The sequence below is a fragment of the Ensifer sp. ZNC0028 genome (assembly GCF_000799055.1).
Taxonomy (GTDB): Bacteria; Pseudomonadota; Alphaproteobacteria; order Rhizobiales; family Rhizobiaceae; genus Ensifer.
On record NZ_JTLA01000045.1, the window covers coordinates 1 to 21,011 of the forward strand.

Consider the following 21,011-nt stretch of genomic DNA (forward strand, 5'->3'; position numbering starts at 1 on the left):
TTATCGATGCGGCCCGCCTTTTCAGCTTATTGGAAGACGGCGTTAGGATTATCCAGGCTGTCGGAACCTTCAAGCTCAACGGTGCCGAGATCCAGCGACGCAATGACGCGCTGTACGGTCTTTGCCTGAGCGATCAGGCCGTCGATCGCCGCCTGAATGGTGGCGTTGCCCTCGGCATTGCCTTCGCCGATCATCTGGTCGTAGGCCTCGGTCGTTTCCGCGCGCTTGGCCATCGCCTGCATCTTCTCGACCGTGGTGGCGAGGTTGCCCGCCATCTCCTTGTCGAGCGCGGCATCCTTGGCCGCAACGAGTTCGGAGAGCGACGGGCCGGTCATCTTCGTGCCGTCGACGCGGGTGTATTCGCCCGTATAGGCCGACTGGATGCCGATCGCATCGTGCAGGTGCGAGTTGTGCGTGTTGTCGGAGAAGCAGTCATGCTCTTCTTCCGGATCGTGCAGCAAGAGGCCGAGCTTCATGCGTTCGCCGGCGAGTTCCCCATAGGAGAGCGAGCCCATGCCGGTGAGGATGGCGACGAGGCCAGCCTTCGGGTCGGCCTCGACCGCCTTGGTCGCGGCACCATCCGGCGTCCAGTTGGCGACCATCTCCTTGAGGTCGGAAACGAGCAGCTCGGTCGCAGCCTTCAGATAGGCGGCGCGGCGGTCGCAATTGCCGCCGGTGCACGCCTTGGTGTCGTAATCCGTGTACGGGCGGTTGCCGGCGCCGGCCTTGGTGCCGTTCAGGTCCTGGCCCCAAAGGAGGAATTCGATGGCGTGGTAGCCGGTCGCGACGTTCGCCTCGATGCCGCCGGCTTCCTGCAGCGTGCCCGCCAGGAATTCCGGCGTGATGTTGGAGGCGTCGACGTCCTTGCCGTCGATCTTGATCGTCTTGTTGGCGATGACATTGGCGGTGAACAGCGCGTTCTCGTCGCTCTCGGTGCCGTAGCTCGGATCGACATAGTCGATCAGGCCTTCGTCGAGCGGCCAGGCGTTGACCTTGCCTTCCCACTCGTCAACGATCGCGTTGCCGAAACGGTAGACTTCGGTTTCCTGGTAGGGGTTGCGGGCCTTCTTCCAGGCGTCGCGCGCGGCCTTCAGCGTTTCTTCGCTCGGCGTCGCGATCAGCGCGTCGACCGCCTTGTCGAGCGCTTCTGCGGTCGTCAGCGCATCTTCGAACTTGGCGTGAGCGACGGCGGTGTAGTGCTTCACCACGGCGGCGGCATCGGTCGCGGCATGGGCCGGCTGCAGGGCCATCGCCGAGGTCGCCGTCATCAGCGCCAGCGCGGCGCCGCGGAAAAATTTCTTGGTCATGACCCTCTCCTGTTGCGTCCCCCGGCGCAGTCGAACGCGCCGCAAAACATGGCGTCGTTCAGCCGTCAGGCCATGAGAAAGGCCCCGCCGAGCCCGCTTCTCATGAACCAAAAGCAAACTTGTGTCAAAGTGTATAGTTTAGAACGCTTTCAATCTGATGCGCGCCTTTTGACGATCGTCAAACGGCCTTAACCCTTGCGTTGCATCAGGCAGAAGAAGAAGCCGTCCGTGCCGGTGGAAGCGGGTGTCAGCGTCACCGTCTTCATGTCCGCAGACCAGGGCTGCGGCTTGTCGGTGCCAAACAGCGTCGCCCAGATGTCGGCGGCAGACAGGATCTCGAATTCCGGATTGTCCTCGCAGAAGCCGTAAACCTGCGCCTCGTTCTCCTCGGGAAGAACCGAGCAGGTGACGTAGATCAGGTGGCCGCCGGGGCGGACGAACTGCGCCGCACTTGCCAGCGCTTCTTCCTGCTGGGAGATGCGCTCTTCGAGGTTCTTCTGGTTCAGCCGCCATTTGGTATCGGGGCGACGGCGCCAGGTACCGGTTCCGGTGCAGGGCGCATCGACCAGCACGCGATCGAAACGGCCGGCCAGCGGCGCGAGGCTTTCGGTCGATTCATGCACCTGGACATTGCGGGTCCCGGCGCGCTTCAGCCGCTCGATGATCGGGGCAAGCCGCTTGCGGTCGGTGTCGTAGGCGTGGACCTGGCCCTTGTTGTTCATCGCTGCCGACATGGCGAGCGTCTTGCCGCCGCCGCCGGCGCAATAATCGAGCACCTGTTCGCCTTCCTGCGGATAGGCGAGGTCGGCGACGATCTGCGATCCCTCGTCCTGGACCTCGAACCAGCCCTTCTGGAAGGAAAGCTCGGCCGTCACGTTCGGCAGGCGCGAGGCGCCTTCGCCGGCGGGAATGCGGATGCCGTTGCGGGCGATCGTTGCCGCCTCGGCGCCGCTGCGCTCCAGTGCCTTCAGCACTTTGGCGCGCGAGGCCTTCAGCGTGTTGGCGCGCAGGTCCAGCGTCGGCCGGCCCGCGAGCGCCTTGGCTTCTTCCAGCCAGTCGTCGGAGAAGTTTTCTTCAAAGGAGGCCTGCACCCATTCGGGGATGTCGCCCTGCACATGGGCCGGGGCGTCTTCGATCCGGCGCGACCTGAAGGCCTGAAGCTGTTCGGCCGGTGCCTCCGGCGCGAACTTGTCGCCATCGAGTTCGGCGGCCAGCTTTTCTGGCGAAAAGCCCCACTGGCGGTACATCACCGCATGGCCGAGCGCCGAGGCGCTGTCGCTGTCCATGAGGTAAGCGTGGGAGAGCTTCATGCGAAGGGCGTCGTAGACGATGTTGCCGATCGCCGAGCGATCGCCGGATCCGGCGAAACGGTGGGCAAGGCCCCAATCCTTGAGCGCGTCGGCGACCGGGCGCTTCCGCTTTTCGATATCCTCAAGAACCTCAATGGCTCCAGCGAGCCTGCCGCCCAAACGCATCTTCGATCAACTCCTTTTTCGCCGTGGTAACGGCGATGGCATCGAAGAGCAAGACGGCGGAGAAGATTAACCGCCGAGAACGGCCTTTAGCGAAGTAGATCCACCCGAACGCAGGCCGGGTAGCAGTATTTCAAGATCAGGAGTTGACGACGCGGTAGCAGACGCTGGCAGTACCGGAGCGAACCATGCCGATCTGCGAAGCAGCAGCCTTGGAAAGATCCATGACGCGACCGCGGATGAAGGGGCCGCGATCGTTGATGCGAACGATCACGCTCTTGCCGTTGCGCTTGTTGGTGACCTGCACCTTGGTGCCGAATTTCAGGCTGCGATGGGCGGCCGTCAGGTGAGTGGCATTCATGCGCTCGCCGGAGGCGGTCTTGGAGCTCAGCGCATACCAGGATGCGCCGCCGCAGCCGGCACCGGCCGCATGGCTATCGGAAACGGAAACGAGACCGATAGTGGCCGTGAATAGCGCTGCAGCGGCAGCAGTCTTGATCTTCGCTGGCGTCAAACTGGCGATCCCCTCGGTCAAAACACTTGGTTAAAAACTTCTGGGAACCGCTAATTGGGGCGAAAAATGGCAAAAACGTGCTTCAACCATTTACGCTCTATTAGGATTTATTAAAAAATGACGAAATTTCAAAAACGAAGATTGTTTGAAATAGTTTAAGCCTGGGCCGGAAGTTCTTTGGAATCAGGGGTTGAGCGCTCCCCAACTTCCGCACGCGGGCCGAACTGGCCGGTAAACGAAAAAAATCATTAAAAATTTCGAATTGGACCAATTTTCCGGAATCCGGATGGTCGAAAATTCGTTACTAGCGCACAGGTTGTATGAAAAAGCCAAGTATCGAACGAATATCCAAAGAATGTCACAATTGCGCTCGCCCAGCCCTGGCCATTACTGACGGACTGACTGTCGACGTTCTATAAGCATTACGGGTTATGCTATCTGGCGCGTGCCATATTTCGTTTCACTGTCCGCGCCAGGCGCCCGACTGCCAGAGCTGTGCAAGCGAGACGCGATAATCCGGAAACGCGAATTCAAAACCGGTTGCGCGCATGCGGGCGTTCGAAACCCGCTTGTTTTCGCCATAGAAGGTGCGGGCCATCGGTGACAGTTCGGCTTGCTCGAAGGGCGTTTCCGGCGGCGGCTCGACACCCATGAGCCGGGCGGCTTCCGCGACCACGTCCTGCGGCGGTGCCGGCTCGTTGTCGGTGATGTTGAAGACGCCGCTGGTGCCAGTGTTGGCGAGGAACAGGGCTGCCGCGCCGATATCCTCGACGCGGATGCGATTGAACACCTGGCCGGGCTTGACCAGCCGCCGTGCCGTGCCGTTTTCGAGATTGCAGAAGGCGTTGCGGCCGGGGCCGTAGATGCCGGAGAGCCTCAGCACCGCGACGGGAATATCCTGCTTCTTGCCGAAGGCGATCCAGGCGTCTTCCGCTTCCACGCGTTCGACAGAGCGGGCCGAGACCGGTTTGCGCAGCATGTCCTCGGTGACCCATTCTCCGCCGTGGTCGCCATAGACGCCCACCGTCGAGAGGTAGCCGATCCATTTGAGGTTCGGCGCGATCTGCGCGAGGTCCGGGCTCGTGGCGCGGAACATGGGATCGCCGTCGCGACCGGGCGCGATCGACTGGATCAAATGGGTTGCCTTGCCAAGGGCGGTGGCCAGACCGTCGGAGATCGTTTCGCCGTCGAAGAGGACCGGGCGGATGCCGGCCTTTTCGAGCTTTGTCGCCTTCTCCTCGGTCCGGGTGGTGCCGATGACGCTTGTGGCCGTCGGGGCCATCGCTTTTGCGATTGCCGTACCGGAGTAACCGGCGCCAAGGATCAGGACATGCATCGGCTCACTCCCGCGATCTGCCATTCGTTGAGGACGTCTTCGTCCGTCTCTGGCTCGCATTGTTCGGCAAATTCCGCAAGCGCCGCAGGCGCGACCAATCGTGACAGCGCCCAGACCGCCATCGCCCGCACCACGGCAGAGGGGTCGTTGACGCGCGCCTTGACTGCGGGCACCAGCGCCTCGCTGCCGGAGTTGCCAGCGGCGATCAGCACGTTCCGCACGAAGCGGTCTCGACCGATGCGCTTGACCGGCGAGCCTGAAAACAGGCTGCGGAAGCTCGGGTCATCGAGGTCAAGCAGGGTTTCGAGCGACGGCGCCTTCAGGTCGTCGCGTGCCCTGAGCTTCATTTCCGAGGCCGCCTGCGCGAACTTGTTCCAGGGGCAGGCGGCAAGACAGTCGTCGCAGCCATAGATGCGGTTGCCGATCAGCGGTCGGAGTTCGGGATCGATCGGCCCCTTGTGCTCGATCGTGAGGTAAGAGATGCAACGGCGCGCGTCGATCCGGTAGGGCGCCGGGAAGGCGTCGGTCGGACAGGCGTCGAGACAGGCGCGACAGGAGCCGCAATGGTCGCGTTCGGCTTCGTCGAAGGCGAGGTCCGCCGTCGTGAACAGGCTGCCGAGAAACAGCCAGGAGCCGAACTCGCGGCTGACGAGATTGGTGTGCTTGCCCTGCCAGCCGAGGCCGGCCTGCTCCGCCAGCGGCTTTTCCATCACCGGGGCCGTATCGACGAAGACCTTGACGTCCTCGCCGGCGCGGGCGGCAAAGCGGGTCGCGACTTCCTTCAGCTTGCCCTTGATGATGTCGTGGTAGTCGCGGTTCTGGGCATAGACCGAGATCGCACCGCGATCGGTCTGCTGGAGAATGCCACGCGGATCGTGTTCCGGGCCGTAGTTCATCGCGAACATGACGACGGAGCGCACCTCGCCCCAGAGCGTGCGCGGATCTGAACGGCGCGCGGCCGTCTCTTCGAGCCAGTCCATCGTGCCGTGGAAGCGCTCGTCGAGGAAATCCCTGAGCCGGCTTGGGGCTTGCGGAATGGCATCGGGCCGGGTGATGCGACAGAGATCGAAGCCCTTGTCTGCCGCTTCCGCCTTCAGGAACGCCGTCAGCTTCAGCCGGCGCCGTTCCTCACTGTCTGCCTTGGCATCGATGCCGGGCACGCTGTTCGCCTCAGAAGTCGAGATCCGCATAGTGCGGAACGGGGGTCACGCCGCGCACGCGCTCGGCAAGCAGCGGGCGGAAGGAGGGGCGGGACTTCAGCCGCTGGTACCACTCCTTGGCGCTCGGAGCGTCCGACCAGTCGATTTCTCCAAGATAGTCGAGCACGGACACGGTCGCGGCCGCGGCGAGATCCGCATAGGAAATGCGGTCGCCGGCAAGCCAGGTGCGTGTGCCCGCGAGCCACGAGAGGTATTTCATGTGCTGGCGGATGTTGGCGCGGGACGTGCGCAGGATCTTGCTGTCGGGCGCGCCGCCGCCCTGGTCCGGCGTCATCTGCAGCTTGAAGATACGCTCGCGCACCAGCGGCCGGGTCACATCGGCTTCCATCTTCTGCAGGAACCACTCGACCAGCCGGCGGATCTCGGCGCGCTGGAACGGATCTTCCGCGAGCAGCCGGCGATCCCGCTTCATGATGCCGTTCGTCTCGTCGAGATATTCCGAGATGATCGTGGCCCCACAGAGAGCCCTCATACTATCGTCAACATAGACCGGTAGCGTGCCGGCCGGGTTCAACGCCAGGAAGTCGCGCCGATTTTCCCAGGGCTGCTCATCGGTCAGTTCCGTCTGATAGCCGTATTCCGAAAGGATCAGGCGAACGAACCGTGAGGCGGAGGACATTGGGTGATGATACAGTGTCGGCATCGATGATCTGGTTTCTCAGAGGCTTTTTGCTGGGGGCATCAGCGTGGCGGCGCAAGCGTCTGGCCACGGCTCATAAGAAAGAGCTATAGAAATTTGTGGTGGCAAACACAAGCGAATCAGCCTTTTCCCCCCACTTCAAAACTTGTCAGGAAAATCTCATATATGGCGGATCAATCGATCATCAGCGCGCTCGTCCTCGGGCTCATCGAGGGCCTGACGGAGTTTATCCCTGTCTCGTCGACGGCGCATGTTCTCCTCGCCGGCCACTTTCTCGGCTTCAAGTCGCCGGGCAACACCTTCGCCGTTCTCATCCAGCTTGGCGCCATTCTGGCGATCCTGCTCGTCTATTTCCAGAAGCTTCTGTCGATCGCGCTGGCGCTGCCGACAAGCATCAAGGCGCGCCGCTTCGTCGTGTCAGTGCTGCTCGCTTTCCTGCCGGCGGCCGTCATCGGCGCCATCGCCCATGATTTCATCAAGACGGTGCTGTTCGAGACGCCTGTCCTGATCTGCGTCGTGCTGATCGTCGGTGGAGTCATCCTCTATGCGATCGACCAGATGCCGCTGAAGCCGCGCTATACCGACGTGATGGACTATCCGCCGTCGCTGGCGCTGAAGATCGGCCTGTTCCAATGCCTGGCGATGATCCCCGGTACGTCCCGTTCGGGCGCGACGATCGCCGGTGCGCTGCTGATGGGCACCGACAAGCGCTCGGCCGCCGAGTTCTCGTTCTTCCTGGCGATGCCGACCATGCTCGGCGCCTTCACGCTGGACCTCTACAAGAACCGCGACGCGCTGTCCTTCGACGACTTCACCCTGATTGCCGTCGGTTTCATCGCCGCCTTCGTCGCCGGCATCTTCGTCGTGCGCTCGCTGCTCGACTTCGTCTCGCGGCGCGGCTTCACGCCTTTCGCCATCTGGCGCATCGTCGTCGGGATCGCCGGCCTGATCGGTCTGTGGCTGCTTGGCTGAGCGGAACCGACGATCTCAGAATGACAAAAGGCGCGTTCCGGACGCGCCTTTTTCTTTGGCCTAAAGCGGCCTCCATAAACAAAGCCGCGTGCGTCTCACGAAGAAACGCACGCGGCCACTGGCCCCCGCCAATAACTGATTTTACCCTCCAAGAGGGTGCCGGCTTAGTTGCCGGAAAGGTCGATCGACGCGGTCGTGCACGGATCGACGCCATAGGCCGGAGCGCAATCCTTGCCGCTGCTGGCGACCGTGTTCGGCGCCATGAACGAGCCAGCCAGAATGATCAGTGCCGCACACGCAAAAAAGATTGCGATCGACTTGCCCATGGACGCTATGCCTTTCGAGATTGATGCCGCCGCCCGCCGTCATGCCTTGGGATCGGGGGCGCGAGGCGGTGTTTAGTTGGTGGATATGACATGATCAATATCAGGACATGTTGAATTTGCGGTAAATGCCAATCGCTTTTGCCAGTGCGGCAGAACTGCAACGCTGTTACCGCAATACAACAGAAAACGGCCGCCGGAAGTTCCGACGGCCGTTCAAAAAATCGCTGGGTCGCTGCCGATCAGGCAGCGCGGCCGCTGCGGGTGTACTGGCCCTGTGGGCGGTAGCGCACGAGGTAGGTCGGCAGGATCGGTTCCAGCATCGTCGGGTCGATGCCGATGCCCGAAAGCGTGCGACCTTCCGAAACGGCCTTTGCCGAGACGACATTGTCGGATTTCAGCAACACCACCTGGTCGGCGGTGAGCGGCGGCGTCACGAAGGGGATCAGCGACGAAACGCTGCCGATGAGGGACGCAACGCCGAAGGGCAGCGAGACGAGTGCGCGCTTGCGGTCGATCGTGTTAAGCATGATCTCGAGACAGTCGCGGAAGCTCAAGACGTCCGGGCCGCCGAGTTCGTAGATCTTGCCCTTGGCGATCTTGCCGTCGACGGCGCGAGCAACGGCTTCGGCGACGTCGGTCACGTAGACGGGCTGGAACTTCGTCTCGCCGCCACCGATCAACGGCAGGGCCGGCGAGAAGCGGGCCATGTTGGCGAACTTGTTGAAGAAGCCGTCCTCGGGACCGAAGACGACCGACGGACGCAGGATGATCGCGTCGGGCTTCGTTTCCAGGATCGCAGCCTCGGCGCGGCCCTTGCTGCGGGCGTAGTTCGAGGCGGACGATGCGTCGGCGCCAATGGCGGAGATGTGGGTCAGCGTCGCGCCGACGCCGCGGGCGGCTTCAGCCACCGCACGGGCGCCGAAATCCTGGACGGCATCGAAGGTGTTGCGGCCGCTTTCGAACAGCACGCCGACGCAGTTGATGACGTGATCGGAGCCTTCGACGGCGCGGTCGACCGATTTACGGTAACGCAGGTTCGCCTGGACGAAGGAGATCTGGCCGACATTGCCGAGCGGCTGGAGATGGCCGGCAAGATCCGGACGGCGAACGGCGACGCGGATGCGATAGCCGCGCTTGGCGAGCGCGCGCACCACATGACGGCCGACGAACCCGGATCCGCCGAAAATCGTCACCAGCGGCGGAAGGTTGGACAAGGTCATGGGATGTGCACTCCTGATCGGATCGGAAAGAATTGATTGCTACATAGCCCAACAGCCGCGAGAGGTGAAGGCCAATCGACGCCTGCGTGCAGAGCCTGCTGAAGGTTGGAGGCGGTGGGGATCAGACGCCTTCGACGACCACCATCTCGGCGTCGGCGACTTCCTGGCGGATTGCGGCGGCAATCTGGTACTCGGGAGAGTTATAACAGTCGATCGCCGCCTGCAGCGATGGAAATTCGATGACGACGTTGCGGGCGCGAACGCCACCTTCCAGCCGGTGATGGACACCGCCGCGTGCCAGAAAATTGGCGCCGTACTTCTCGAAGGCCGGCTTTGCGGCCGCCACATAGTCCTTGTAGCGCTCGGGGTCGCGGACATCGACCCGTGCGATCCAGTATCCCTTGGCCATACTGAGCTCCTCGTCTTGCAGCACGAAAGGCTGACGGGAGTGTTACTTCCGGCAAATTTGGGTCGAGGTCAAGCGGATCGGCCGGCCACGCGGGTCCGAGGGGTGCCGCTCGGCATCAGCGGGCAAGCGCGCCGTTCATTTCGGCAAGGATGGCGCGGGCAGCGGCAAGCGGTTCGGCGGCTGCGACGATTGGGCGCGCGACGACGAGATGGCTGGATCCGGCCTTGAGCGCCTCGGAGGGCGTCATCACCCGCTTCTGGTCGCCCTTGTCCGCGCCGGCCGGGCGGATGCCGGGAGTGACGAGCGCCATGTTGGGGCCGATGATCTTGCGCACGGCCGAAGATTCTTCCGCCGAGCAGACGATGCCGCCCATGCCGGCGGCGCGCGCCTGTTCGGCCCGGCGCAGCACCAGCGTGTGCGGGTCGTATTCGTAGCCGGCATCGATCACGTCCTGCTCGTCCATCGAGGTGAGCACGGTGACGCCGAGCAGGCAGAGATCGGAGCCCTTCGCGGCCTCGACAGCTGCCTTCATCGCCTTCGGATAGGCGTGCAGGGTCAGCATCGACATGCCCATCTTGGCGATGTTCTCGACGCCCTTGGCCACCGTGTTGTCGATATCGAGCAGCTTCATGTCGAGGAAGACCTTCTTGCCGCTCTTGGCCAGGTCGCGTGCGAATTCCAGGCCGCCGGCAAAGACCAGCTGGTAGCCGATCTTGTAGAAGGAGACGTCGTTTCCGAGCGTCGACACGATCTTCTCGGCATCCGCAATCGTCGGAAGGTCGAGGCCTACGATCAGTCTGTCGCGCGCGGTTTCGGTCATCGTCTAAATCCCCTGCCAGTGTTCCATCGGGGTCCAGTCGCATGCGACGGCTCGATCCGCAAGGCGGAAAGCAAAGACATTGCCGCCGCCGCCACCCTTCTGGTCGGCGGCGCGCGAGATCGGCGCGCCAGTGAGCCGGCATTTCAGAAGCGTGCCGACGCCGCCATGGCCCACGAAGGCGATCGGGATCTTCGGGTCGTGGTCCTCGAGGATCCGAAAGACCGCATTCGAGATGCGGGCCTGGGCGTCGATCGCCCGCTCCCAGCCCTTGAAGCTCTCGGTGGGATTGGCGAAGAACCAGTCGGCCGCCTTCTCGAATTCCGGCGGAGGAAGGAAGCCGGTAGCCGAGCGATCGTTCTCGCCCATGTCGTGGTGGACCTCGACCGCCACGCCGGCCGCATCGGCCAGCAGTTGTGCGGTTTCGATCGCTTTGGTTTCGTCGCTCGAAACGATCCGTCCGAGCGAACGCACCCAGGGCAATGCGGCGGTGATGACCGCGCGTTCGCGGCCAACCGTGGAAAGGCCCCATTGCGGGACGGGCACATCAGGATCGATCTGGACCTGCGGATGGGTGACGTAGACGCCGAACATCCTGTCAGTGCGCCCGGCGATAGACCCAGAGCTGCGCCGGCGGAATGTTGCGCACGACGAAGTCGAGATGCTGGATGCTGTAGCGGTCCGGCATGGCAACGACGGGCGACAAAGGTCCGTAGGAAATCTGCACGACCGGCCGGCCGACCGGAATGCGCGACAGCAGATCGTCGATCAGTTCGACGCGCCGGTGCATCGGGAAGTTCAGAAGCGGCACGGCCGAGACGACGCTGTCGAAGGTCTGGCCATTGAGTTCGCCAAGGGTATGCTCCAGATCGAAAGCATCGCCGTTGATGAAGTTGACGCCGTTGAAGTTGGTCTTGAGCTGATTGTAGAAATCGGTCGAATACTCGATCGACACGAGATTGGACGGCTCAAGGCCACGCTCCAGGATCGCCTTGGTGATGACGCCAGTGCCGGGGCCGAGCTCAAGAACCGGAAGGCCCGAGGCCGGGTTGATGACGCTTGCCATTCGGCGCGCGGTGACGGAGGAGGTCGGCAGGATCGCGCCGACAGCCTTGGCGTTGCTCATCCATCCCTTGAAAAAGCGAATCTCCTCGTCGAACTTCCGTCCGAGCCGTTCCTTCACCTTCACGCGCAAATTCATTGAACCCCTCAAAACCGCTGTCCTCTCCTCGCACAGGCCGTCCGCGCAAAATTCCCCACCCGGTGATTCGAGCCGGTGGCGGCGGCGTCAACATAATGTGTCCCCATCTGCGGCAAAAACAAGTCTGTCTGCGCCTGAAAGCGTTCGCTTATCAACAGCCCGCAAATGCCGCGGTCAACAAAAAACCCGCCACGCGCGGGCGTGACGGGTTGGCAATTCGTGCCACGTCAGGCCCGGCTACACGCGCATCGGCATGAGCACATAGAGCGCATCTTCAGCGGCCAGATCACGGACGAGCGTCGGCGAGCCCGGGTCTGCCAGCATGAAGATCGCATCGGTGCCGGTCAGTTGCGACGTGATGTCGAGCAGGTACTTGGCGTTGAAGCCGATTTCGAGCGGATCGTGGTCGTAGCCGACGGGCAGTTCTTCCGTAGCACTGCCGGAATCCGGATTGTTGACCGTCAGCGTCATCTGGCCTTCGTTCAGCGCCAGCTTGACGGCGCGGCCGCGCTCGGACGAGATCGTCGACACGCGGTCGACGGCCTGGGCGAAGGACTGGCAATCGACGCGCAGTTCCTTGTCGTTGTTGGCCGGGATGACGCGCTGGTAGTCCGGGAAGGTGCCGTCGATCAGCTTCGAGGTCATGACGATCGAGCCCATCGTCAGGCGGATCTTGGCGTCGGAGACTTCGACGGTGACGACGAGATCCGGGTTGTCGAGCAGCTTCTGCAATTCGCTGACGGTCTTGCGCGGGATGATGATGCCCGGCATGCCTTCGGAACCGGACGGCGCTTCGACGTCGGCGCGCGCCAGGCGGTGGCCGTCGGTGGCGACGGCGCGAAGCTTCAGCTCACCCTTGCTTTCGACCGTGTGGACGAAGATGCCGTTGAGATAGTAGCGGGTTTCCTCGGTCGAGATCGCGAACTGGGTGCGATCGATCAACATCTTGAGGTCGGTCGCCTTGAGGCGGAACGAGTGCGAGAAGCTGCCGGCGGTGAGATCCGGGAAGTCCGATTGCGGCAGGCACTGCAGCGAGAATTTCGAACGGCCGGATTGGACGGTCATCGCCGTGCCCTCGGCATTGGTGGCAAGCAGCACCTCCGAACCGTCTGGCAGCTTGCGCACGATGTCGTAGAGCAGGTGGGCCGGCACGGTGGTCGCACCCGCCTGTTCCACCTGAGCCGGCGTCGCCTCGGTGATTTCGAGGTCGAGGTCGGTCGCCTTCATTTCGAGGCTGGCGCCGTCGGAACGCAGGAGCACGTTCGAGAGGATCGGGATCGTGTTTCGCCGCTCCACCACGCGGTGCACGTGGTTCAGCGATTTCAGGAGGTTGGATCGCTCGAGAGTAATGCGCATGGGATGCCGCTTTCAACCATTGCCCGGCGGGCGAAACGTCCGCCTGAGCGTCAACTGCGAGTGCCCCGGCCGACCGACCGGATAGATGTGGACCGGCAAAATGGCAGAAAGAGCGCCCGGAAAGCAAGGGGTTTGAGGGCTTCTGTCCCCAGATGCGGCACGTAGGCCCGCCGTCTTGCCCTTGCTCTGTCATGGTGGCTCACTCATAAAGGCCGGATAGACACATCGGTCAGCACGATCAGGACGTTACAGGTGGAAAAGCAGAAGACAGCGGAACCGGCAGGCGGACAGAGGGAGCGCAGCTACCGGCTGCACAATGTGAGCGTTCCGGCCCGTCCCCTTGATGCCGCGCTCTATCTGGTGGCGACCCCGATCGGCAATCTCGGCGACATCACGCTGCGGGCGCTGGAAACGCTGGCCGGCGCCGATGTGCTGGCCTGCGAGGACACGCGGGTTACACGCGTGCTGCTCGACCGTTACGGCATCACCAATCGGCCCTATGCCTACCACGAGCACAATGCCGACGAGGTCGGTCCTCGGTTGCTGGCAGCGCTTTCGGAAGGGCGTTCGGTGGCGCTGGTGTCCGATGCCGGCACGCCGCTGGTCTCCGACCCCGGCTATCGCTTGGGGCAGCTTGCGATCGGGGCCGGACATCGCGTCGTGCCGATCCCCGGCGCCTCGGCGCCGCTGGCAGCCCTCGTCGGTTCGGGCCTGCCGAACGATGCTTTCCTTTTTGCCGGTTTCCTGCCGACCAAGGACAAGGCCAAGCGCGATCGCTTCAGGGAACTCGCCGCCGTGCCGGCAACCATCCTGTTCTTCGAATCGCCACACCGGATCGCTGCAACCGTCGCTGCGGCAGCCGAGGTCCTGGGCGAGGGCAGGCGGGCCTCCGTCTGCCGAGAACTGACCAAGACCTTCGAGGAGTTTCGCCGCGGCACGCTTGGCGAGCTTGCCGTTCATTATGAACAGGCGGGGCCGGTCAAGGGCGAGATCGTGCTCGTCATCGGCCCTCCTGACGCCGCGCCCGAACCGGAAGCGGCCGATGTCGACGCGCTGCTGCAAAGCCTCGTTGCCGACATGCCCACCGGCAAGGCGGCAACCGAAGCCGCCCGCCAGACGGGCCTGCCGCGCAAGGAACTCTATGACCGGCTGCTGCAACTGAAGGAGCGCCATGACGACTGATGGCGGCGACAAGCGGAAGCTGAGGGCGCTGAGGCGAGGATACCTTGCCGAATACCGCGCCGCGCTTTGTCTCCTGCTCAAGGGCTACCGCATCGTCGCCATGCGCCATCGCACCAAGCTTGGTGAGATCGACATCATCGCAAGGCGCGGCGATCTCATCGCCTGTGTCGAGGTCAAGGCCCGTCGCTCGGCCGAAGACGGCGTCTTCGCCGTGACGGCGACAGCGCAGAGGCGTATCCGTGCCGCGAGCGATCTCTGGCTGGCGAAACAGCCGGATTTCAGCAGGCTTTCCGTGCGCTACGACATCGTCACCGTGACCCCTTGGGGCTGGCCGCGGCACCTGCCGGATGCGTTCTGAATCGGCGCATAATGAAGGAAAATGATTGCGTTGTTCCGCGGGTGCCTCTCGTTGGAACATATTCTCGAATTTGTAATCGTTCCGACATAAAAGCGTTACGGGCCTGTCATTGAAGGTCACTAGTCCACTGCCATCCGCAACCCGGTGGAGAGGATTAGTCATGTTCAAGAAGTTTACGCTCGCAGCCCTTACCCTTGCTTTTTCCGCGACCTCGTCGCTTGCCGCGACCAATATTACCTGGTGGCACGGCATGGCCGGCCGCAACGGCGAAGTCATCAACGAAGTTTCCAAGAAGTTCAACGAAGCCCAGAGCGCCTGCGCGCTGACCCCGGTTTCCAAAGGCACCTACGAGGAAGCGCTTGCCTCCGGTATCGCCGCTTTCCGCTCGGGTGAACAGCCGAACATCCTGCAGGTCTTCGACGCCGGTGCAGCGACCATCATCAACGCCAAGGGCGCGGTCATTCCGGCCGAGGACCTGATCATCAAGGCCGGTCACAACTTCGACCGCAACGCCTTCATCGATGGCGTGCGTTACTTCTACGCCGACAGCCAGGGCAAGTTCGTCGGCATGCCGTTCAACTCGTCGGCGCCGATCATGTACATCAACGACGAAGCGCTGAAGAAGGCTGGCGTCGAAGCGCCAAAGACCTGGGAAGAGTTCGAGGCCGCAGCGCCGAAGCTGAAAGAGGCCGGCTATATCCCGCTCGTCCAGTCGCAGCTGACCTGGCAGTTCACCGAGAACTTCTTCTCGCGCAACAACATCCAGTTCGCCACCAACAACAACGGTTATGATGCCGTCGTCGACACGCAGCTGAAGGTCACCGACCCGAACCTCGTCATGATGTTCGACAAGCTGAAGGCGTGGAAGGACGAAGGCTACTTCGCCTTCTACGGCGCCGGCTGGAACGATAACCAGAAGGTCTTCGAAGAAGGTAAGGCCGCGTTCTGGATCGGTTCGTCGGGCTCCTTCGGTGGCCTGCAGAAGACGGCCCAGATGCCGTTCTCGGCAACCTTCCTGCCCTATTGGGGCTCGATCAAGGGTGCGGGCACCAACTCCTTCATCGGCGGCGCGGCACTCTTCGCCATGTCCGGCAAGTCGGATGAAGAAAACAAGTGCGTTGCGGACTTCTTCCAGTTCCTGACCTCGCCTGAGATCCAGTATTTCTACCACAAGGCCACCGGCTATGTGGCCATCACGAAGGCAGCCTACGAGCTTGCCCAGAAGGACGGCTACTACAAGGAAAAGCCGGTTGCCGAAGTCGGCATCAAGCAGCTGATGCTGCCGGCCGGCGAATGGTCGAAGGGCTACCGCCTTGGCTTCTACCCGCAGATCCGCGAAATCATGGAACGCGAATACGGCCGCATCTTCTCGGGCGAAACGACCGTCAAGGACGCGTTCGACACGATCGAGAAGGAAGGCAACGAGCTGCTGGCCCGTTTCGCCAAGACGGCTGGCTGACCCCCATGTCGACCGCGACAGATCTCCTCCCCGTAGCGCGGGGAGGGACCGGAACCACGACCGGTGGGCGTCGCTTCGGCGCCTTCCGGCTTTTCGGCGGCCAGTCGAATGGCGGAGGTGAAAGCGCTGCAAAGCGCGTTCAGTTCTCCTCGCCGTTCCTGCCCTACCTCTTTCTCGCGCCACAGCTCGCGATCATCTTCATCTTTTTCTACTGGCCGTCGGTTCAGGCGATCCAGTCGTCCTTCTATCTCGAAGATCCCTTCGGCTTCGGCTCGACCTTCGTCGGCATGACCAACTACACCGACGTGCTGAAATCGGGCGAATATCTCGGCATCGCCCGCTTCACCGCGGTCTTCACGGCGCTCGTCACCTTCTTCGCGCTGTCGATCGGGCTCCTGCTCGCCGTCAAGGCCGATGGCGTCATCCGCGGCAACGCCGCCTACAAGACGCTGCTGATCTGGGTCTATGCCATCGCTCCGCCGGTTGCGGGCCTCATCGGCATGATGTTCTTCGACCAGCATATCGGCCCGATCGTCGAGCTCGCCCGCTGGTTCGGCTGGGACATCAAGGTCGGTCTCAACTATTTCGACACAGCCTTTTCCATGGTGGTCGTCTCGGTCTGGAAACAGATCCCCTATAATTTCATCTTCTTCCTCTCAGGGCTCCAGGGCATTCCGGTCTCGGTGCGCGAGGCGGCGGCGATCGATTGCCGCTCCGGCTTCCGCCGTTTCTGGACCGTCATCCTGCCGCTTCTGGCCCCGACCGCCTTCTTCCTTCTGATCATCAACGTCACCTATGCACTGTTCGACACCTTCGGCGTCATCGACGTGATGGTGAAGGACAAGGCCGCCAACAACCCGATCACCCTTGTCTACAAGGTCTACATGGACGGGTTCCGCGGTAACGATCTCGGCGGCTCTTCGGCACAATCGGTGATCCTGATGCTGATCGTCTTCGTTCTCACCATCTTCCAGTTCCGCTTCATCGAGCGGCGCGTGCACTACAACTGAGGTGGGGCCGATGTATCGCACCAAGATTTTCGACCACGTCATCCTCCTCTTCGGCGTCTTCATCATGGTGGCGCCGGTTGTCGTCGCCTTCATGACCTCGACCCACGAGGCGGCCGATATTCACCGGAATGGCCTCAGCCTCACCTGGGGCGGCCATTTCGTCGAGACCTACCAGACGGTGCTGACGCGCGAGGGGGGCTTCACCGGCAAGATCACCGGCTTCAACATGATGATGAACTCGATGATCCTCGGGCTGGGTTTCGCCGTCGGCAAGATCGTGCTGTCGATGCTGGCGGCCTATGCGCTGGTCTACTTCCGCTTTCCGCTTGCGACCTTTTTCTTCTGGGTGATCTTCACGACGCTGCTTCTGCCGCTCGAAGTGCGCATCCTCCCCTCCTACGAAGTGATGAACACGCTGAAGCTGACGAACACCTATACCGGTCTGATCGTGCCGCTTCTGGCATCCGCCACCGGCACCTTCTATTTCCGGCAGTTCTTCAAGTCGGTGCCGGACGAGTTGCTGGAGGCGGCCCGTATCGACGGCGCCGGGCCGTTCAAGTTCTTCATCGACGTGCTGGTGCCGCTCTCGCGCACGATGATGGCGGCGATCTTCATCATCATGTTCGTCTACGGCTGGAACCAGTATCTCTGGCCGACCTTGATGACGACCGACGAAGGCTTCTTCACGCTGGTGCGCGGCATCAAGCAGATCCTGCTCGTCTGGGTCGGCTCGAACATCCCCGACTACAACGAGGCCTTTGCGCTGGCGATCCTCGCCATGCTGCCGCCTGTCATGATCGTCGTGATCTTCCAGCGCTGGTTCATCAAGGGCCTGACCGAAAGCGACAAGTAAGCGGAGCAGCAGTGGGGCAAACGTCCCGCCCGCTCCTGAAACGACACCAATTCTACGGAGGCAGCCATGGCGGCCATTACCATCGCCGAGGTCTCGAAGATCTATCACGGCAGTGTCGAGGCGGTGAAATCCGTCTCGATCGACATCGAGGACGGCGAATTCATCGTGCTGGTCGGCCCGTCCGGCTGCGGCAAGTCCACGCTCCTGCGCATGGTTGCCGGCCTTGAAACGATATCCAAGGGGACGGTGACGATCGGCTCGCGCGTCATCAACGACGTCGATCCAGCCGAGCGCGACATCGCCATGGTCTTCCAGAACTACGCGCTCTATCCGCACATGACCGTCTACGAAAACCTCGCCTACGGCCTGAAGAACCGCAAGACGCCGAAGGCCGAGATCGACGCCCGCGTCGCCGAAGCCGCGCGCATGCTGGAGATCGAGCCGTATCTCTCCCGCAAGCCCCGCGCGCTCTCGGGCGGCCAGCGCCAGCGCGTCGCCATGGGCCGCGCCATCGTGCGCAAGCCGGCGGCCTTCTTGTTCGACGAGCCGCTCTCCAACCTCGATGCCAAGCTGCGCGTGTCGATGCGCGGCGAGATCAAGCGCTTGCAGAAACGCCTCGGCACGACCTCGCTCTACGTTACCCACGACCAGCTCGAAGCGATGACGCTCGCCGACCGGCTGGTGGTTCTGAATGGCGGACGCATCGAGCAGATTGGTCGACCGCTCGATGTCTATCACCGCCCGGCCTCGACCTTCGTTGCCAGCTTCATCGGCTCCCCGGCGATGAACCTGATCAAGGGGCATATCGAAGGCGGCAGCCTGCAGATCGGCCTCTACCGGATAGACCTTGCCGGCCGCGCGCCGGTGGAGGGCGCCGTCACCGTTGGCCTTCGCGCCGAGGATCTCCGGCTTGCTGGCGTCGGCGAGGGCGCCATGCTGTTCCAGGTCGACTATGTCGAGGAGCTGGGCGCGCAGCGGCTCGTGCATGGCTCCATCGAGGGCCAGGCGCTGACCATCGCGCTGTCTCCGGAAACGCCGCTATCGGGCGATCTCGCGGTGACCATCGCGGTCGACCGCCTGCACTTCTTCTCGCCCGAGACCGGAAAGCGGCTGGAGCGCGGCACGTCGTTTGCCAATGAAGCCCCGGCGCAGACCCTTCGCCTGGAGACCGCATCGTGATTTTCGAAACCGTCGAGCAACTTGCCGTTCCCTCGCTTGAAACCCGCGCCAGCTTTGCCGAGATCGTTCGCACCATTGCCGCCCATGACGCCGCCATGGCTGCCCGGCCGGAGATGAACAGCGTCGAGGTCGGCGGTACGCCTTCGTCGGCCGCGCCGCTCGCCTTTCCGTTCACCGTCTCTGCCTGGAACCTGGAGCGCTGCCTGTTTGCGCCGGAAAGCGCTGCACATCTGGCCGAAACGGGGGCGCCGGTCGTCCTGCTTTCGGAAATGGACAACGGCATGGCCCGTACCGGCCAGCGTCATCCGACCGCCGAAGTCGCCGACACGCTCGGCATGCAATACGCCTATGGCATCGAGTTCATCGAGATGGGTCTCGGCTCCGACACCGAGCGCGAATTCTGCGAGGACGATTTCAACGCCAAGGGGTTCCATGGCAATGCGCTGATGGCCTCGGCGCCGCTCGGTCGACCCTTCATGCTGCGCCTCTGGGGCGAACGCCTGTGGTTCACCGACGGCGAGCAGCCGCGCCTTGGCGAACGTATGGCGATCGGCGCCGTCATCGAGACGGAAGCCGGTCCCTTCGTCGCCGTCTCCACCCATCTCGAAAGCGCAACGACCGCCGTCTATCGTGAACGCCAGGTCAAGGAATTGATCGATACGCTCGACGAAACCTTCCCCGGCCTGCCAGTGCTGATCGGCGGCGACCTCAACACCGGCAACCATGGCGGTGGCGATTTCGAGGCCGAAGGTCTGTTCGCCGTGAGCGCTGCCAGGGGCTTTACCCGCCACGGCGGACCGCTCGACGTGATGACCACGCGTCCGAGCCTCATCACCCGCTGGCCGGAACGGGCGATGAAGCTCGACTGGTTCCTGTCGCGCGGTCTGAAAATTGGCGAGACCCGCATCATCCCGTCGCTCGACGAAACCGGCCGGCCGCTTTCGGACCACGATCTCATCACCTGCGTCGTCGAAGGCTTCGAATAGGCCCGGCTCTCCTTGCCTAAGGCCCGCCCGCATTCTACATGTCGAGGGCTTTACCAGTGCGGCAGGGGGCAGCGGTTTTCCCGTCCTCTTCCGTTCCGGTAGTTTGAAATCGATCACGGCTGTCCGTGATCCATGAGGGATGGGTAGATGGCGAAAATCGTCAATGTCGGGGTCCAGATGGACCATGTGTCGGGCATCAACATTGCGGGCGATTCCACCTTCGCCATGAGCCTCGAGGCACAGTCGCGCGGCTACCGACTCTTCCACTACACGCCCGAGAAGCTGTCCCTGCGCGACGGCAAGGTCTATGCGAGCGTGCAGCCGATGACGCTGCGCGACGTCAAGGGTGACCACTTCACGCTTGGCGAAGCCGAGCGTGTCGATCTTTCGACCATGGACGTCATCCTGCTCCGTCAGGACCCGCCCTTCGACATGGCCTACATCACCTCGACGCATCTGCTCGAGCGCCTGCATCCGAAGACGCTCGTCGTCAACGATCCGGCCTGGGTGCGCAACTCGCCGGAGAAAATCTTCGTCACCGAATTTGCCGACCTGATGCCGAAGACGCTGATCACCCGCGATCCCGCCGAAATCGCAAGCTTCCGCCAGGAAATGGGCGACATCATCCTGAAGCCGCTCTACGGCAATGGCGGCGCAGGCGTGTTCCACTCGACCCGCGACGACCGCAACATGTCGTCGCTGCTGGAAATGTTCGGCCAGATGTTTCGCGAGCCCTTCATCGCCCAGGAATACCTGCCGGCGGTGCGCAAGGGCGACAAGCGCATCCTGCTCGTCGACGGCGAGCCGGTGGGCGCCATCAACCGCGTTCCGGCGGACCATGACGCCCGCTCCAACATGCATGCCGGCGGCCGCCCCGAGCCGACGGAGTTGACGGCACGCGAAAAGGAAATCTGCGCCCGCATCGCGCCGGCACTCAAGGAGCGCGGCTTCCTCTTCGTCGGCATCGACGTCATCGGCGACTACATGACCGAGATCAACGTGACCTCGCCGACCGGTATCCGCGAAGTCAAGAAGTTCGGCGGCGCCGATGTCGCGAGCCTGCTTTGGGATGCGATCGAGCGCAGGCGCGCCTGATTAATACCTCGGCCGAGGATCCATCTCGGGTCGATGGCGCTGCCGCGGGCTTCCGCCCGCGGCCGTTTGCTGGAACGGCCCCTTGACGGTGCGTCCACG

General features: G+C 62.8%; 22 protein-coding genes. 9 read left to right on the top strand and 13 right to left on the bottom strand.

Going from position 1 to position 21,011, the window contains the following annotated elements; translation table 11 throughout:
- Positions 1-26: 26 nt before the first annotated feature.
- The 6 genes from L981_RS11255 to L981_RS11280 form a co-directional block, all read right to left on the bottom strand.
- Positions 27-1,307 carry an imelysin family protein gene (locus tag L981_RS11255; RefSeq protein ID WP_043615417.1) on the bottom strand — a complete coding sequence of 427 codons (1,281 nt, stop codon included), beginning with the start codon at positions 1,305-1,307 and terminating at the stop codon, positions 27-29.
- 188 nt (positions 1,308-1,495) lie between these two features.
- The gene (locus L981_RS11260) at positions 1,496-2,782 is read right to left on the bottom strand and encodes an RsmB/NOP family class I SAM-dependent RNA methyltransferase (protein WP_043615420.1); all 1,287 of its coding nucleotides are present in this window, start codon (positions 2,780-2,782) and stop codon (positions 1,496-1,498) included.
- 136 nt (positions 2,783-2,918) lie between these two features.
- Positions 2,919-3,293: a septal ring lytic transglycosylase RlpA family protein gene (locus L981_RS11265; RefSeq protein ID WP_043615424.1), complete on the bottom strand. Its 375-nt coding sequence runs from the start codon at positions 3,291-3,293 to the stop codon at positions 2,919-2,921.
- A 460-nt stretch (positions 3,294-3,753) separates the two neighbouring features.
- Entirely contained in the window at positions 3,754-4,629 is an 876-nt protein-coding gene (locus L981_RS11270) for an SDR family oxidoreductase (protein ID WP_043615427.1), read from the bottom strand.
- Entirely contained in the window at positions 4,617-5,819 is a 1,203-nt protein-coding gene (gene queG / locus L981_RS11275) for a tRNA epoxyqueuosine(34) reductase QueG (RefSeq protein ID WP_082005985.1), read from the bottom strand. Before queG ends, L981_RS11270 begins: the two co-directional genes overlap by 13 nt.
- Complete coding sequence (locus tag L981_RS11280) at positions 5,800-6,492, bottom strand: glutathione S-transferase family protein (protein WP_043615432.1); 693 nt, start codon at positions 6,490-6,492, stop codon at positions 5,800-5,802. The genes queG and L981_RS11280 overlap by 20 nt, the downstream gene beginning before the upstream one ends.
- A gap of 162 nt (positions 6,493-6,654) precedes the next feature.
- Here L981_RS11280 and L981_RS11285 point away from each other — a divergent pair, with 162 nt between their 5' ends.
- Entirely contained in the window at positions 6,655-7,461 is an 807-nt protein-coding gene (locus L981_RS11285) for an undecaprenyl-diphosphate phosphatase (protein ID WP_043615435.1), read from the top strand.
- A 164-nt stretch (positions 7,462-7,625) separates the two neighbouring features.
- Here the strand turns inward: L981_RS11285 and L981_RS34490 are convergent, their stop codons facing one another.
- From L981_RS34490 to dnaN, 7 genes are all read right to left on the bottom strand, one after another.
- Positions 7,626-7,787 carry a hypothetical protein gene (locus L981_RS34490; RefSeq protein WP_043615437.1) on the bottom strand — a complete coding sequence of 54 codons (162 nt, stop codon included), beginning with the start codon at positions 7,785-7,787 and terminating at the stop codon, positions 7,626-7,628.
- Between the two features lie 239 nt (positions 7,788-8,026).
- A complete protein-coding gene (locus L981_RS11295) occupies positions 8,027-9,007 on the bottom strand; it encodes a complex I NDUFA9 subunit family protein (protein ID WP_043615439.1) in 981 nt (326 codons plus the stop codon).
- Positions 9,008-9,128: 121 nt separating this feature from the next.
- Complete coding sequence (locus tag L981_RS11300) at positions 9,129-9,416, bottom strand: DUF1330 domain-containing protein (RefSeq protein ID WP_043615443.1); 288 nt, start codon at positions 9,414-9,416, stop codon at positions 9,129-9,131.
- A 115-nt stretch (positions 9,417-9,531) separates the two neighbouring features.
- Positions 9,532-10,236 carry an orotidine-5'-phosphate decarboxylase gene (gene pyrF, locus L981_RS11305; protein WP_043615446.1) on the bottom strand — a complete coding sequence of 235 codons (705 nt, stop codon included), beginning with the start codon at positions 10,234-10,236 and terminating at the stop codon, positions 9,532-9,534.
- Positions 10,237-10,239: 3 nt separating this feature from the next.
- Positions 10,240-10,827, bottom strand: a complete 588-nt coding sequence (locus L981_RS11310; RefSeq protein ID WP_043615448.1) for a histidine phosphatase family protein — start codon at positions 10,825-10,827, stop codon at positions 10,240-10,242.
- Positions 10,828-10,831: 4 nt separating this feature from the next.
- A complete protein-coding gene (gene pmtA / locus L981_RS11315) occupies positions 10,832-11,434 on the bottom strand; it encodes a phospholipid N-methyltransferase PmtA (protein WP_082005986.1) in 603 nt (200 codons plus the stop codon).
- A gap of 237 nt (positions 11,435-11,671) precedes the next feature.
- On the bottom strand, positions 11,672-12,790 hold the full coding sequence (dnaN, locus tag L981_RS11320) for a DNA polymerase III subunit beta (protein ID WP_043615451.1): 1,119 nt from the start codon (positions 12,788-12,790) through the stop codon (positions 11,672-11,674).
- Between the two features lie 252 nt (positions 12,791-13,042).
- Here dnaN and rsmI point away from each other — a divergent pair, with 252 nt between their 5' ends.
- The 8 genes from rsmI (at position 13,043) to gshB (ending at position 20,912) form a co-directional block, all read left to right on the top strand.
- Positions 13,043-13,972, top strand: coding sequence for a 16S rRNA (cytidine(1402)-2'-O)-methyltransferase (gene rsmI / locus L981_RS11325; RefSeq protein WP_043615454.1), 930 nt, complete (start codon positions 13,043-13,045; stop codon positions 13,970-13,972).
- A complete protein-coding gene (locus tag L981_RS11330; protein ID WP_043615457.1) occupies positions 13,962-14,330 on the top strand; it encodes a YraN family protein in 369 nt (122 codons plus the stop codon). Before rsmI ends, L981_RS11330 begins: the two co-directional genes overlap by 11 nt.
- A 160-nt stretch (positions 14,331-14,490) precedes the next feature.
- The gene (locus L981_RS11335) at positions 14,491-15,789 is read left to right on the top strand and encodes an extracellular solute-binding protein (protein WP_043615460.1); all 1,299 of its coding nucleotides are present in this window, start codon (positions 14,491-14,493) and stop codon (positions 15,787-15,789) included.
- A 5-nt stretch (positions 15,790-15,794) separates the two neighbouring features.
- Positions 15,795-16,799, top strand: coding sequence for an ABC transporter permease subunit (locus L981_RS11340; protein ID WP_245281618.1), 1,005 nt, complete (start codon positions 15,795-15,797; stop codon positions 16,797-16,799).
- 10 nt (positions 16,800-16,809) lie between these two features.
- The gene (ugpE, locus tag L981_RS11345) at positions 16,810-17,652 is read left to right on the top strand and encodes a sn-glycerol-3-phosphate ABC transporter permease UgpE (RefSeq protein ID WP_043615463.1); all 843 of its coding nucleotides are present in this window, start codon (positions 16,810-16,812) and stop codon (positions 17,650-17,652) included.
- A 66-nt stretch (positions 17,653-17,718) separates the two neighbouring features.
- Complete coding sequence (locus L981_RS11350; protein ID WP_043615466.1) at positions 17,719-18,831, top strand: sn-glycerol-3-phosphate import ATP-binding protein UgpC; 1,113 nt, start codon at positions 17,719-17,721, stop codon at positions 18,829-18,831.
- Positions 18,828-19,817, top strand: a complete 990-nt coding sequence (locus L981_RS11355; RefSeq protein ID WP_043615468.1) for an endonuclease — start codon at positions 18,828-18,830, stop codon at positions 19,815-19,817. The genes L981_RS11350 and L981_RS11355 overlap by 4 nt, the downstream gene beginning before the upstream one ends.
- A 147-nt stretch (positions 19,818-19,964) precedes the next feature.
- Positions 19,965-20,912 carry a glutathione synthase gene (gshB, locus tag L981_RS11360; RefSeq protein ID WP_043615471.1) on the top strand — a complete coding sequence of 316 codons (948 nt, stop codon included), beginning with the start codon at positions 19,965-19,967 and terminating at the stop codon, positions 20,910-20,912.
- Positions 20,913-21,011 lie beyond the last annotated feature (99 nt).